Consider the following 12,986-nt stretch of genomic DNA (forward strand, 5'->3'; position numbering starts at 1 on the left):
CATCATGTTCAAGAAGAAAAACGCCATCGCCGAAATCAAACCCCAGGGCCAGCTGGAATGGTACAGCGAAGTGCCGCGCTCGATACGGCTGCACAGCTCAATCGGTCTTGCGGTGCTGCTCGCCTCTTTCGGCGGTTTCGGATATTGGGCCGGCACCGCGCCGCTCTCCTCCGCCATCATCGCCCAGGGCAGCTTCGTCGCCACCGGTAACAACAAGGTGGTCCAGCATCTGGAAGGCGGCATCATCAAGGAAATGATGGTCAGCGAGGGCGACACGGTCAAGGTCGGAGACGTTCTTCTGACCCTCGACAAGACGACGGCGCTTGCCAATGAACGCATGTTCCAATTGAGGCGCCTTCGCCTCGAAACCATCGTCACGCGCCTGCGCGCCGAAGCCCAGGGCGAAAAGAGCTTCAAGGTGCCCGAGATCGTCATGAAGGAAGCGAGCGATCCCGATATCAAATCCATCATCCAGAGCCAGAACGTCGTGTTCCACAGCAAGCTCGTCAAGCTGGAAGAACAGTTGAATCTGATCAACAAGAACATCAAGTCGCTGGAGTTTCGCTTTGCGGGCTATGACGGGCAGAAACAGTCCTTCGACCGGCAACTGGCGCTTTTGACCCAGGAACGGGATTCCAAGGAAAGGCTCGCCAAGGATGGCGTCATCCGCAAGACCGACATGCTGGCGCTCGAACGCGCCATTGCCGACGCCATGGGCGATATCGCCCGGCTGACCGGGGAAATGAACCAGAGCGAGGCGGAAATCGCCAAATTCAACCAGGAAGCAGTCATTGCCGTCAATGCCAACAAGCAGGCGGCACTGGACGCGCTGGAGATCGCGGAATCCGATCTCGACAGCGTGCGCGAACAGGTGCGCGGCGCAGCCGAAGTGCTGGAACGCACCGTCATCCGCTCCCCCGTCAACGGCACCGTGGTGCGCGCCTATTACCATACGCCGGGCGGCGTCATCACGACGGGCAAGCCGATCATGGAAATCCTGCCGGCCCATGTTCCCCTGATTCTGGAAGCGCAGGTGCTCAGAACCTCCATCGACCAGTTGCATGAGGGCCAGACCGCCGCAATTCGCCTCTCCGCGCTCAACCGCCGCACCACGCCGGTTCTGAACGGCAAGGTGTTTTATGTTTCGGCAGACAGTATCGAGGAAAATGCCGGTCTTCAGGTGAAAGACGTCTATATCGTGCGCGTGCAGATCTCCGACGAGGAAATCGCCAAGGTGCATAATTTCCACCCCGTGCCCGGCATGCCGGCCGACGTTCTCATCCAGACTTCGGAGCGGACTTTCTTCGAATATCTGACCAAGCCGATCGCCGACAGCATGTCGCGCGCCTTCAAGGAAAGATGAAGAAATAACAGCGGCGTAATACTGTCATTCCCGGATAGGTCGACATATAATATCGGTCTATTCGTCAGGGCGGGAGAAGCGGCATGGCGGCGATGTCGGATGTATTGCTGCTGGTGGGCAGGCTGAACTACGTGTGGACCAACACGGAAAGCCTGATGATCTATCTGATCGTCCATCTCCTGAAAGTGGAGAAGGAAGCGGCCATTGTCGTGTTCCTGACGCTCAATACCACGCGGGCGCGCATGGATTTGATCGAGCGCCTGGCGAAGCTTCCTTCCACCGATGCGAAGGACCGCAAGACCATCCTCTCCATCATGGCGCGGCTGAAGAAGGAAGCGAGGACGCGCAACAAATATAATCACTGCATCTATTCCTTCGATGAAAAAGGCGATGTCGCCAGCACGCAACTGATGCGGCTGGTGGAGGATGACAGTCAGGTGCGTTACGGCAAGGTCGAGCGCATGGATGAGAAGGAAATCGAGCACCTCGAAAAGTCGATCGCCGATATCGTCGCGGTCAGCAAGGACATGTGGAGTTTCATCCACGCCAGCCCGCATGTTTCAGCAAATTATTTATAGAGTTGACGGCTGGAAGTAGCTCTCTTCCGTCATTCCGGCCTTGTGCCGGAACACTGCCTGCGCGCGGGAGAAGTCTTTTCAGCCCAGGGACTTGGGCTGGCTGGATTCCGGCTCAAGGCCGGGATGACGGTGGGAGGAGGCGTCACGAACTCCAGATAATTGCATTCCACCCTGCACAGACCTCGCCGGCAGGCACAGTTTCCCGGCCGCGAAATAAAGCAGGAACGAGCCGATCTGGTAAGGGAAGATGATGTCGATCTCCACGAAGGAGCGGACAACGAACTGGGCGCAGATCGCGAACAGGATGACGCCCTGCGGATCGCTCTTTCGCATCAGCACCGAGCGCAAATGCCCGAGCAGCGTTCCGTAGAGCACCATGGCAAGCAGCAGCACGCCAACCATGCCGTTTTCCACCACCGTCTCGATATAGGTATTGTGGAAATGGAAGCCGCTGCGACCGGTAATGAAAAAATCGTTCCACAGCCGTTCGGCATCGGCGAAACCCACCACCCAGAACCCCTGATAACCGACACCGAGAATGGGTGTCTGTTTTCCCGCCTCGATGCCCTGCTGCCAGAGATAGGTTCGCCCGGTCAGCGTCGAATCCTTGCCGAAAATGCCGAGAATGGCATCGAGCAGGCCGAATTGCAGGGAAGCGATGACCAGCAATGCACCGAGGCCGCCAAGCGCAAAGAACGTCATCTTGCGATTTGCCGGCGATAGCATGCCGATTGGAATGAAACCGATGATAAGGGCCACCACCGCCGCCGTGGTGATGGCGGATGTGGCCGATTGCGACGCGACGAGACTATAGGCCGATAACAGCCCGGTAACGCCGGCGATCGGCAGCCAGATGCCCCTCTGTTTCAGGACCAGCACCGAGGAGGCAGCGAAGATGACGCCCAGAGAGGCGTAAAAGCCGAGCTGGTTCTTGGACGAAAAAGCACCGACGAAACTATAGGTACCGTCAAGCGCATCGAAGAGATAGATACCGAACAGCAGCGAATAGAGCAGAACAAGGGTGATGCCGATCAATGCGCCGCGTGTCAGCGTGCGGATGGAGATCACCCGCATGGCGATCAGCGCGCAGACGATATGCGTCATATATTGGATAGAGGCGCGCATGGTCACCGAGGCGGCTTCCGACCAGAAGCTGGACAGCACGGTCAAAATGCCGAAACCGAATATCCAGAGATAACGCGGATAATTGCCGAGCACGCGCCGGTAATCCACCACGACAAGCGGCAGCCACAAGCCATAATAGGCCAGAACCGAAACCATTCCGAAGCGCGACGAATAGGCGAAAACGAAGAATGACAGCGCGATGGCCGCCATTCCGTAAACCTCGTTGCATTCGGGATCGATCAGCGCCGATTTGGCGATCCGCATTGAAACCTCACTGCATCAGGATTTCAGACGAGACCTTGATGACATCGCCGGGCTGGAGAAGCGTGTTTTCATCCACCTTCTGCTCCTTCGGCTTGCCATTTTCCTCGCGCACCACGACATAGCCGATGGTGGCGGATTTGCCCGAGGGATCAAAACGGATCGCCTCGGCCGATTGCGCCAGCGCTTCCGACATCAGCTCGCGGCTTGTGGTCAGCTGCAGATTGAGCTTGTCGAGTTCCGCTTCCGTATCCTGCAATTCCTTGGAGCGCTGGGCCACCCAGTCGTTGCGCAGGTTGATCTCGTCCTGGGTCGCCTTGTTGATGTCCTGCTTGGCGCGCAGCGACTGCGTGTCGATATCGAGAAGGGTGGATTCCACCTCGGCCGCGCGCTCTTCTGCGGAAATACGCCGCTGCGACAGTGCCAACCCCTGCTCGTTCAACCGGTTGACGCGGTCGCGATCCTCATTGGCGAGCTGGAGCTGGCGGTTCTGCGTCTCCGATTTCTTCTTCAGCGATTCCACTTCGCTTTCCAGAAGCGCATGCAGGTCCGTCAGCGCCTTGAGCTGCAGGGTGTAACGATCGGTGCGCGATTTCATCAGCGCGCTTTCGCTGGCCAGAAGCGTATCGATCTCGGTGATCTTTTCCATTTCCGGAGTCTTGGTGATGGCTTGATCACCCTTGACCTCGGCAATCAGCCGCGCCTGGCGGGCGAGCAGCCTTGCCCGCTGGTTGTCGTAGACGGCGGCGTCACCACGAGCATTGATGAAGTCGCGGGCAAAACGCTGCCCGGCGTCGGAACGGCGCAGACCACCGGCAAGGCTGACGGCCTTCAACACGGTGATATTGGGTGCATAGGGATATTCGCCCGGTGTCTGCACATCGCCGCTCAGGAAGATCGGCCGGAACTGGGCGATCTCGACGGAAGCTGAAGGCAGGTTGCGGAGGGCGAATTTGCTCTGAAGCTGCGCACCTATCTCATCGCTGACTTCGGAGGGCGTCTTGCCGGCAACATCGAGCTGGCCGATGAAGGGCAATGACAAGGTACCCGAGGGACCAACGGAATAATCGCCGTTGATGACATCCCAGTTGCGGATGCTGCCATCGGCCGGCTGCCACTCGGCAACGCGGATACGCAGCTTGTCTGCGGTACCAAGCTTATATTGGGCGCCTTCCGCCGCCATTGCGGATAAAGGCGCGGCAAAGGCAACGGAAGCGGCAAGGACGAGAGCCACAAACGGGCGGCGGGCGGCAAAAAGGCCGTTCATCGGGAAACTCCCTGTTAGCGGATCGCCGCGCGGGCGATCAGGCCGTGGCGCAACCGGACATGGCCGGTCGCGCAGCGCCGCAAAAGCGGCCGGTATTGTTAGCACCAATAACGCACCCGAAAACCGGACTTGGGATCCCGGTCAGGGTGCGTGTCGAAACGAAGATCGATAAAGCCGAACTCAATATCGGTTTTCAGTAGCTTCCGCGTGACATGCACACGGCAGGAATGGTCTTGACGATGATGAACACATCCCGCCGCATCGACCAGTTCTGGACATATTGCGTGTCGAAAGCCACGCGGGTCTTGTAGGATACGTCATTGCGGCCGCTGATCTGCCACAGGCCGGTCAGGCCCGGACGGGTGCTGAGATAATAAGCGGCAGCGTTTTCATAATAGCTCAGCTCCTCGTCGACGACGGGGCGCGGACCAACCACGCTCATTTCACCACGGATGATGTTGAGAAGCTGCGGCAACTCGTCGAGGGAGAGCTTGCGCAGCACGGCACCAACAGCGGTGACGCGCGGATCGTTCTTGAGCTTGCGGGTCGCGCGCCATTCCTCGGCGGCTTCCGGATTGGCGGCAAGATATTGCCGCAACATCTCATCGCCGTTCATCGCCATCGTCCTGAATTTCAGGCAATGGAAATAGCGGCCATTATGTCCCACACGCCGGTGACCATAAAAGATCGGACCGGGATCGGAAAGTTTCACCAGTACGGCAATCAACAGGAATATCGGGCTGAAGATGAGCAGCGCAAGCGCAGCCGATGTCATATCGAAGCTGCGTTTTGCGATGCCCCCGATAGGGAAACTGACATCGAAATCTTCGGAGCTGCTGAATGTCTGTTCAGCCGATTGGGTCGCGGACTTCATAGAGAGAACTCCATTTATGTTTTGCGATTGGTCGGTGCCCGGAGGCGCGTCTTTCCGTCTAAAAGAGATAACAAGTCTGTGTTCGGAATTTGATGCTAATAGATTTTTTGTAAGGCACATTGCCCATAACCGTCTATGCGATTTCTTGCGCGAGCGGCCGATCAACCCCCGGGCAATATTAACGGTTGCATAAAAAAGCAACAAATGTGCCGATGGCCATGTGTTGAGAGCATGGGTATCGCCGCCTCATGTATTGGGTTTTGCACCGTCGACAGTCTTTTCTTATGTGTTTCTTATGACTTGCGGAGATGAGACAGGAACGCGAAGAAGAGCTATGTCCGTGACAGACTATTAAAGTTTTTTGCATCGCAGCAAGATTGTGGCAATGCATATAAAATTTGACATATTGGCCGGGATTTTTTTGCCGGCCATTGCCGCTGCGCCAATAAAAAGCGATGGAAAAATCGCAACAGAGGCGCAAAGACGGCAAAAGAGTGGCAAGGAACCGCATCTTGTCATAGCAGCCACGCAAAAATGCCGTAGCTGGCGAGCGTTTTTCTTGGCCTGGCGGGATTTTGCCGTCTCCGGAGCGTCACAACGCACCAAATCCGGTGGAATCAGAAGGTTGGTGGCGTGCAGGCGCTGATCACCTCGCAGGGCACGGGACCGACGCAGCGGAAGCGGTGCGGCCTGCGACTTTCGAAATAATAAGCATCGCCCGGACCCAGCACCCGCCTTTCCTCCTCAACCGTCACTTCCAGCCGCCCTGAGAGGATAATGCCGCCCTCTTCGCCATCGTGAACCAGCGGAACCTTGCCGGTGTCGGCGCCCGGCTGGTAACATTCCTTCAGTATTTGCAGGCTACGGCCGAAAACATTCTCACCCACCTGCCGGAAGGAGATAGGCCCCTTGCCGATCTCAACGAGTTCATCCGCCCGGTAAAAGGCCTTACGGCTGGTCTCCGGCTCGAAAGCGAAAAACTCGGCAAGACCGATCGGTATGCCGTCGAGAATACGTTTCAGCGCGCCGACGGATGGGTTGGAGGTATTGCTCTCGATCAGCGAAATCGTCGAATTGGTAACACCGGCGCGTCTCGCCAGTTCGCGCTGGGAAATATTGTGGCGCAGCCGCAAATGCCGCAAACGCCCGCCTATATCCACCGACATGCATGAGCCCCCGTTGCTCTTGTTCGAAATATCGAAAATATGCCTTCACGCCTACAGCATTTTCAATAGCTTGGCCACAGGGAGAAAAGGGCTTGTTCAGTCGCTAAAATAGCTTTCAATCGGCGGCAACGAACAGGAGAACCACTATGGACAACCCCAGCCGATCCAATTCCACCTCACTCGACAGCTACTGGATGCCCTTTACCGCCAACCGGCAGTTCAAGGCCAATCCCCGCCTGCTGACGAGTGCCGAGGGCATGTATTACACCAGCAATGATGGCCGCCAGGTTCTCGACGGCACGGCAGGCCTGTGGTGCGTCAATGCCGGCCACGGGCGCCAGCAGATCGCCTCCGCCGTAAAGCACCAGCTCTCGACCATGGATTACGCGCCCTCCTTCCAGATGGGCCATCCCGTTGCGTTTGAATTCGCCGAACGGCTGGCGGAAATCGCACCGGGACCGGAAGGCGGCAAGCTCGACCGCGTGTTCTACACCGGCTCCGGTTCGGAATCGGTCGATACGGCGCTGAAGATCGCCATCGCCTATCAGCGCGCCATCGGCCAGGGCACTCGCAGCCGCCTCATCGGTCGCGAGCGCGGTTATCACGGCGTCGGTTTCGGCGGCATCTCCGTCGGCGGCCTCGTCAACAACCGTCGCGTTTTCCCGCAGATCCCCGCCGATCACCTGCGCCACACGCATGATCTTTCGAAAAACAGCTTCGTGAAGGGTCAGCCGGAACACGGCGCGGAGCTTGCCGACGATCTGGAGCGGCTGGTCGCCCTGCATGGCGCGGAAACCATCGCCGCCTGCATCGTGGAGCCCGTGGCCGGCTCGACCGGCGTGCTGGTGCCACCGAAGGGATACTTGGAGCGCCTGCGTGCGATCTGTGACAAGCATGGCATCCTGTTGATCTTCGATGAGGTCATCACCGGTTTCGGCCGCATGGGCTCATCCTTCGCCAGCAACTATTTCGGTGTTACGCCTGACATCGTCACCGCGGCCAAGGGCCTGACCAATGGCGCTATCCCCATGGGCGCCGTCTTCACCAGCCGCAAGGTACATGATGCGCTGATGCACGGCCCGGAAAACCAGATCGAGCTGTTCCACGGCTACACCTATTCCGGTCATCCGGTCGCCTGTGCCGCCGGCATTGCGACCCTTGATATCTATCGCGATGAGGGTCTCTTCACCCGCGCGGCCGAATTGCAGGATGTCTGGCATGACGCCATTCATTCACTCAAAGGCGCGGCGAATGTCATCGACATCCGCACCATCGGCTTCATCGCCGGCATTGAATTGCAGTCGCGCGAAGGTGCTGTCGGCGCACGCGCCTACGATGTCTTTGTGGATTGCTTCGAGCGCGGCCTGCTCATCCGCGTCACCGGCGACATCATCGCCCTTTCACCGCCGCTGATCGCCGAAAAATCCCATTTCGACGATATTGTTTCCATCCTTGGCGAGGCACTCAAGCGCGCACAATAAAGAGTGTAAATCTCTAATAGGGAAAAGGCTGCAATACAAATTGCAGCCTTTTTTTGCTTTTATCAATTTTGAGGGAAAATATATCATTTTTTAAGCATGTTCCATTATGTTCCTGAAGTATAACAATAGCGCGGGAACGCTCCGATGGCATCGATTCAAAAAAAGATAATATTGGCAAGCATTGCAATCTTTTCCATCACCGGCAGCGCCGCCAGCGTCGGCATATGGGCGACAGAGAAGCTCAATCGTAACAGTGAATATGTGGCGCTTTCGGCCAATGTGCTTCGCAACCACATGCAGGCGGATATGATGCATGACGCGCTGCGGTCCGACGTGCTTGCTGCCATTCTTTCCGCCGACACCAGAATAGGTCTCGACCTCAAGGCCGTTAAAGCCGACCTTGCCGAACACGAGGCCAGTTTCCGCGAGATGATCGAGGCAAACAAGTCACTGTCGGCCGGCACCAATGTCAGAGCCGTCGTAGATGGCGTCGAAAAACCGCTTTTCACCTATATGGATGCTGCCAATGCGGTGATCGGCCTTGCCGGCTCAAGCCCGGAAGAGGCCATCAAGCTGATGCCGGAATTCATGCGGCAATTCTCCGCGCTCGAAAATGCGATGGAAGCCGCAGGCGACCAGATTCAGGCGCTCTCCGACGCGGCATCGGCCGAAAGCGAAAAGACCAAGGCGGCGATTAATCTCATCCTGAAGGGACTTCTGGTTCTCGCAGCGCTTTTCTCTGCCGGGCTTTTCCTTCTCACCCGCAAATCGATCATCCGCCCCATCCTGCAATTGTCGAAGAATATGGAGTCCCTGGCGGGCGGTGACACATCACAGCCGCCGTCCGGCATCGATCGCAAGGACGAGATCGGCTCCATGTCCGGCGCAGTCGAGATTTTCCGGCAGGCGGCCATCGCCAACCGGGTGCTCGAGGAACAGGCGGCAATGGCACGCCGGCAGGCGGAAGCCGATCAGGAGGCGACCCGCCGTCAGGCCGAAGAGGACGCTTCGGAAAGACTGCGCATCGCAACTTCCGGTCTCGCAGCGGGTCTCAAGCGGCTCGCCTCCGGCGATCTGGCCTTCCAGCTTAATGAGGCCTTCGCTCCGCAATTTGAGGCCCTGCGTCACGATTTCAACAGCTCGGTCCGGCAACTGGCCGAGACCCTCTTCGCCATTTCCGACGGCATAGGCACGATCGACGGCAGCAGCCGGGAGATCGCCGCCGGCGCCGGCGACCTTTCCCGCCGCACGGAAAATCAGGCCGCTTCCCTCGAAGAGACGGCGGCCGCACTCGATGAAATCACCGTCAATGTGTCGAACGCCAACAAGCGCGCCGCCGAAGCGCGGCTTGCCGCGACCGATGCCAACCAGAGCGCACTGCAATCGGCCGAGGTGGTAGCGCATGCCGAAGAGGCGATGCGCCGCATCGAGGCCTCGTCACGGCAGATCACCGGCATTATCGGCGCGATCGACGAGATCGCTTTTCAGACCAATCTCCTGGCGCTGAATGCCGGGGTGGAGGCCGCCCGCGCCGGCGAAGCCGGCAAGGGCTTCGCCGTGGTGGCGCAGGAGGTGCGCGATCTCGCCCAGCGCGCGGCAAAGGCCGCAAGCGAAATCCGCGATCATATCCGGCAATCATCCGCGGAGGTGGAAAGCGGCGTGAAGCTGGTTCTTGAGACCGGCACGGCGCTGAAGGATATAGGCGAACGCATCGCCGGCATCGACCGCCATATGAATGCCATCGCCACATCGTCCGCCGAGCAATCGACCGGTCTTGCCGAAGTCAACGCGGCGGTGAACGCCATGGATCAGGCAACCCAGCAAAATGCGGCCATGGTGGAACAATCCACCGCCGCCTCCGCGACACTCGCCGCCGAAACGGCGAGGTTGCGCGCGCTCGTATCGCGTTTCCATCTGGATATGGAAATTGCCGGCGGCGGGGAAGAGGCACGCCGGGTTGCATGAAGCGATTGTGAAACGAGGGAATTTCTACCAGAAAAATGCCGGCCTCAAGCCGGCATTTTTCAATTCGTCTGCGCCTTGAAGCGGACCTGTTGTTGTCAATAGGCCTGTGCCGGTTGCGACAGGCCGTCGCCGATCACGCCATTGCCATATTGCGCCACCGGAACGCCCGCCTGCCCGATCGGCACGCCCTGTTGTGCCGGGCCGAGCGCCGTCACCACGATTGGCGTGCCGTCCGGCACGCGGCTATAGAGATCGACGATATCCTGGTTCAGCAGGCGCACGCAGCCTGACGATACCGACTTGCCGATGGTCCACCATTCCGGCGAGCCGTGCAGACGGTAGATCGTGTCCTTACCGTCCTTGAAGATATAGAGCGCACGCGCGCCTAGCGGGTTCTTGAGGCCCGGCTCCATGCCGCCATTGCGGCCGCTATAGGGTTCCAGTTCCGGCTGGCGGGCGATCATCTCGTCGGGCGGCGTCCAGCGCGGCCATTGCCGCTTGTACTGGATCACACCGCGCCCGGCCCATTCGAAACCGGCACGGCCGAGGCCGACACCATAACGCATGGCCTGACCATCTTCATAGGTGAGATAGAGGAAATGATTGGCGGTATCGACCACGATGACGCCGGGACGCTCGCCGGTCGGGTTCGCCACCATCTGCCGCAGGAACTGGCGCGGAATGCGCTTATAGGGAATCTCCGGCAGCGGAAACTGCTCGTCCGGCTTGGGGCCGTACATCAGCGCATACATCGGATCCTCGGCAGGTGCGGCAGGCTTCGTGGCCTCACGCGCCGTGGTGTTGCAGCCTGCAAGGCCGGCAAGCGCCAAACCGCCTGCTCCAAGCAGGAAACCCCGCCGGGTCGTCGTCTCGTTCAATTGAAAAACCTCATTTACATCATCTCACGCTGGCAAAGGGGTCTGCCAGCGCCGCCTCAGGACGGCTGATAGGGTACTTCGTGCCGGAAACCTGCGATGCCATGACCTTGGCGCCGCTGGATTTCAGGAGGGCCCGGAAGCTCGGATGCATGCCGCCGTCTACATACGCGCTAAGCGGGGCAGAAGTTCCCTCGCTCATCGCCGCGGCAAGTTTTTGTTGCTCTTCAGCCAGCTTAGACGCCACCTGCGCATCCAGCTGGTTGATGGCGGGTGGGCAGGCCGCCAGCGGATCGGCGGGCTCGCCGCCGTCAAATTCACTGTTGAAGACATAACGGCGGCCGCAGACGGAAACCTTGGGCTGACGGCGCGTCACCTCGAAATAATCATAACCTTCCTTCAGCGTCTTCCAGAAGGGCATGTTGGGATCGTCACGATGCGCCACCATGTTGCGGGCGCTCATGCGGAAGGGATAGGCCTGCACCTGAAAGCGATCCTGCCCGCCCTGAAGTGCCCGCGCGACGATGGCATAAATCTCGCCCACTTGGCTGTCGGTCATGGCGTAGCAGCCGGAAGACGAGCAGGCGCCATGCACCATCAGCGCCTCACCGGTGTAACCCAGCGCGGATTCCAGCCGGTTGGGATAACCGAGATTGAAGGAAACGTAATATTGCGAATTCGGGTTAAGCATGCCGGCCGAGACATGATAAAAACCTTCAGGCGCCTGCCGGTCACCCGTCTTCATCTTGGGACCGAGCTTTCCGGACCACCGGCACATGGGATAAGCCTTGAGCAGCGCGTAATTTCCTGTCTTGTCGACCTTCCAGACCTCAAGCTCGCTTTCCTGCTTGAAAATGCGAACGAGAACCGGGCTTTCGGGACGCATGCTCTTGGCAGACATCTGCGCCATCATCTTGGAGGACAGCTTCGGCGGGTCTTTCTTCACGCTGTCGAGGCCCATCGAGGTACACGCGGCAAGAGTGCCACCGATCGCGACGACCGCAGCTATTCTTGCCCCTGTCCTAAGTTTTTGCCGCAACCCCGCAACCGCGAAACCCAGCAATGCCTGCATGCCCATGGATCGTTCTACCCGCCTGATTTGCCCGCCTTTCGGGCAGACGCTTAACTACCGAAGGTGGCCACAACACGGCAACCTCGCCATGGACAAAGTCTCGTGAACAGACGTTACCCTTTCGTTAATCATAGGCACACAAGCCCGTGATGCCGACGGAGCAGCGCTCGGAGCTAGATTATCGGAGAAGGCCTTGACCGCCGTCGATCCACACCGGCGTACCGGTAATGTGACGTGATGCATCCGAGGCGAGGAAACCGATCAACTCGGCAACATCCTCGCTCGTTCCTGCAACGCCGCCCGTCACCGGAATGTCACCCGCCGGAAAACGGACCGGCACCTCCGTCCTTTCCCGCCCGCGGATGTCGGTGTTCTCGTCGATCGCCGTCTTGATCTCTCCCGGGCACACCGCATTGACGCGAATCCGGTGGCGGCCAAGCTCCAGCGCCAGTTGCTGCGCCATGGCAAGCTGCCCGGCCTTGGTCACGGAATAGGCGGTCGCACCGGGTGAGGTGAAGGTACGGGTGCCGTTGATCGACGAGACGATGACGATGGAGCCACCGCCCGTTGCCTTCAGATGCGGCACGCTGGCATGGATGGTGAGATAGGTGCCGCGCAGGTTGATGCGGATCGTATCGTCCCACTCGGAAGGCATCAACTCATCGATGGGTGCCCACACCCCGTTGACACCGGCATTGGCCACGACGACGTCCAGACGACCGAAATCCTCGACAAGCGTTGCGACCGCATGTCGCATGGCTGCCTCATCCGCCACATCGGCGACAAGAACCTTTGAAGAGCCGGATGCATTGCCTGTTTCGCGTGCGACATCATTCAATTCCGATTGGGTGCGACCGAGCAGGCCGAGCGAGAAACCCGCCGCAGACAGATGAAGTGCGGCAGCCCGCCCTATGCCAGAGCCGGCACCGGTGATGAGCGCCACTTTACGATCAGCCACG

General features: G+C 59.0%; 11 protein-coding genes. 4 read left to right on the top strand and 7 right to left on the bottom strand.

The window, feature by feature from the left end; translation table 11 throughout:
• The first annotated feature begins 4 nt into the window (after nt 1-4).
• Entirely contained in the window at nt 5-1,363 is a 1,359-nt protein-coding gene (locus CFBP5499_RS17290) for an HlyD family type I secretion periplasmic adaptor subunit (protein ID WP_080829692.1), read from the top strand.
• Between the two features lie 83 nt (nt 1,364-1,446).
• Nucleotides 1,447-1,941, top strand: coding sequence for a hypothetical protein (locus tag CFBP5499_RS17295; RefSeq protein WP_080829691.1), 495 nt, complete (start codon nt 1,447-1,449; stop codon nt 1,939-1,941).
• 78 nt (nt 1,942-2,019) lie between these two features.
• Here the strand turns inward: CFBP5499_RS17295 and CFBP5499_RS17300 are convergent, their stop codons facing one another.
• The 4 genes from CFBP5499_RS17300 to CFBP5499_RS17320 all read right to left on the bottom strand — a co-directional run bounded on the left by CFBP5499_RS17300 (nt 2,020) and on the right by CFBP5499_RS17320 (nt 6,634).
• Nucleotides 2,020-3,330: an O-antigen ligase family protein gene (locus CFBP5499_RS17300; protein WP_080829690.1), complete on the bottom strand. Its 1,311-nt coding sequence runs from the start codon at nt 3,328-3,330 to the stop codon at nt 2,020-2,022.
• A gap of 7 nt (nt 3,331-3,337) precedes the next feature.
• A complete protein-coding gene (locus CFBP5499_RS17305; protein ID WP_080829689.1) occupies nt 3,338-4,594 on the bottom strand; it encodes a polysaccharide biosynthesis/export family protein in 1,257 nt (418 codons plus the stop codon).
• Between the two features lie 193 nt (nt 4,595-4,787).
• A complete protein-coding gene (locus CFBP5499_RS17310; RefSeq protein WP_080829688.1) occupies nt 4,788-5,468 on the bottom strand; it encodes a sugar transferase in 681 nt (226 codons plus the stop codon).
• 617 nt (nt 5,469-6,085) lie between these two features.
• Nucleotides 6,086-6,634, bottom strand: coding sequence for a cupin domain-containing protein (locus tag CFBP5499_RS17320; protein WP_080829687.1), 549 nt, complete (start codon nt 6,632-6,634; stop codon nt 6,086-6,088).
• A 146-nt stretch (nt 6,635-6,780) separates the two neighbouring features.
• Between CFBP5499_RS17320 and CFBP5499_RS17325 the strand changes: the two genes are divergently transcribed.
• Together CFBP5499_RS17325 and CFBP5499_RS17330 are read left to right on the top strand one after the other, a co-directional pair.
• Nucleotides 6,781-8,115 (top strand): aspartate aminotransferase family protein, encoded by a 1,335-nt coding sequence (locus tag CFBP5499_RS17325; RefSeq protein WP_080829686.1) that lies wholly within the window; start codon nt 6,781-6,783, stop codon nt 8,113-8,115.
• A gap of 144 nt (nt 8,116-8,259) precedes the next feature.
• Complete coding sequence (locus tag CFBP5499_RS17330) at nt 8,260-10,080, top strand: methyl-accepting chemotaxis protein (RefSeq protein ID WP_080829685.1); 1,821 nt, start codon at nt 8,260-8,262, stop codon at nt 10,078-10,080.
• 95 nt (nt 10,081-10,175) lie between these two features.
• Here CFBP5499_RS17330 and CFBP5499_RS17335 read toward each other — a convergent pair whose 3' ends face one another.
• From CFBP5499_RS17335 to CFBP5499_RS17345, 3 genes are all read right to left on the bottom strand, one after another.
• Nucleotides 10,176-10,958, bottom strand: coding sequence for a L,D-transpeptidase (locus CFBP5499_RS17335; RefSeq protein WP_080829684.1), 783 nt, complete (start codon nt 10,956-10,958; stop codon nt 10,176-10,178).
• Nucleotides 10,959-10,977: 19 nt separating this feature from the next.
• Nucleotides 10,978-12,033, bottom strand: a complete 1,056-nt coding sequence (locus CFBP5499_RS17340) for a L,D-transpeptidase family protein (RefSeq protein WP_175416810.1) — start codon at nt 12,031-12,033, stop codon at nt 10,978-10,980.
• Between the two features lie 172 nt (nt 12,034-12,205).
• Nucleotides 12,206-12,985, bottom strand: a complete 780-nt coding sequence (locus CFBP5499_RS17345) for an SDR family oxidoreductase (RefSeq protein ID WP_371507028.1) — start codon at nt 12,983-12,985, stop codon at nt 12,206-12,208.
• Nucleotide 12,986 lies beyond the last annotated feature (1 nt).

It is taken from the genome of Agrobacterium tumefaciens (assembly GCF_005221325.1).
GTDB lineage: Bacteria > Pseudomonadota > Alphaproteobacteria > Rhizobiales > Rhizobiaceae > Agrobacterium.

What these genes read in the sequence shown, in the direction of transcription:
- CFBP5499_RS17290 (WP_080829692.1), top strand. Translation starts at nt 5, where the DNA reads ATGTTCAAGAAGAAAAACGCCATCGCCGAAATCAAACCCCAGGGCCAG.
- CFBP5499_RS17295 (WP_080829691.1), top strand. Translation starts at nt 1,447, where the DNA reads ATGGCGGCGATGTCGGATGTATTGCTGCTGGTGGGCAGGCTGAACTAC.
- CFBP5499_RS17300 (WP_080829690.1), bottom strand. Translation starts at nt 3,330, where the DNA reads ATGCGGATCGCCAAATCGGCGCTGATCGATCCCGAATGCAACGAGGTT.
- CFBP5499_RS17305 (WP_080829689.1), bottom strand. Translation starts at nt 4,594, where the DNA reads ATGAACGGCCTTTTTGCCGCCCGCCGCCCGTTTGTGGCTCTCGTCCTT.
- CFBP5499_RS17310 (WP_080829688.1), bottom strand. Translation starts at nt 5,468, where the DNA reads ATGAAGTCCGCGACCCAATCGGCTGAACAGACATTCAGCAGCTCCGAA.
- CFBP5499_RS17320 (WP_080829687.1), bottom strand. Translation starts at nt 6,634, where the DNA reads ATGTCGGTGGATATAGGCGGGCGTTTGCGGCATTTGCGGCTGCGCCAC.
- CFBP5499_RS17325 (WP_080829686.1), top strand. Translation starts at nt 6,781, where the DNA reads ATGGACAACCCCAGCCGATCCAATTCCACCTCACTCGACAGCTACTGG.
- CFBP5499_RS17330 (WP_080829685.1), top strand. Translation starts at nt 8,260, where the DNA reads ATGGCATCGATTCAAAAAAAGATAATATTGGCAAGCATTGCAATCTTT.
- CFBP5499_RS17340 (WP_175416810.1), bottom strand. Translation starts at nt 12,033, where the DNA reads ATGGGCATGCAGGCATTGCTGGGTTTCGCGGTTGCGGGGTTGCGGCAA.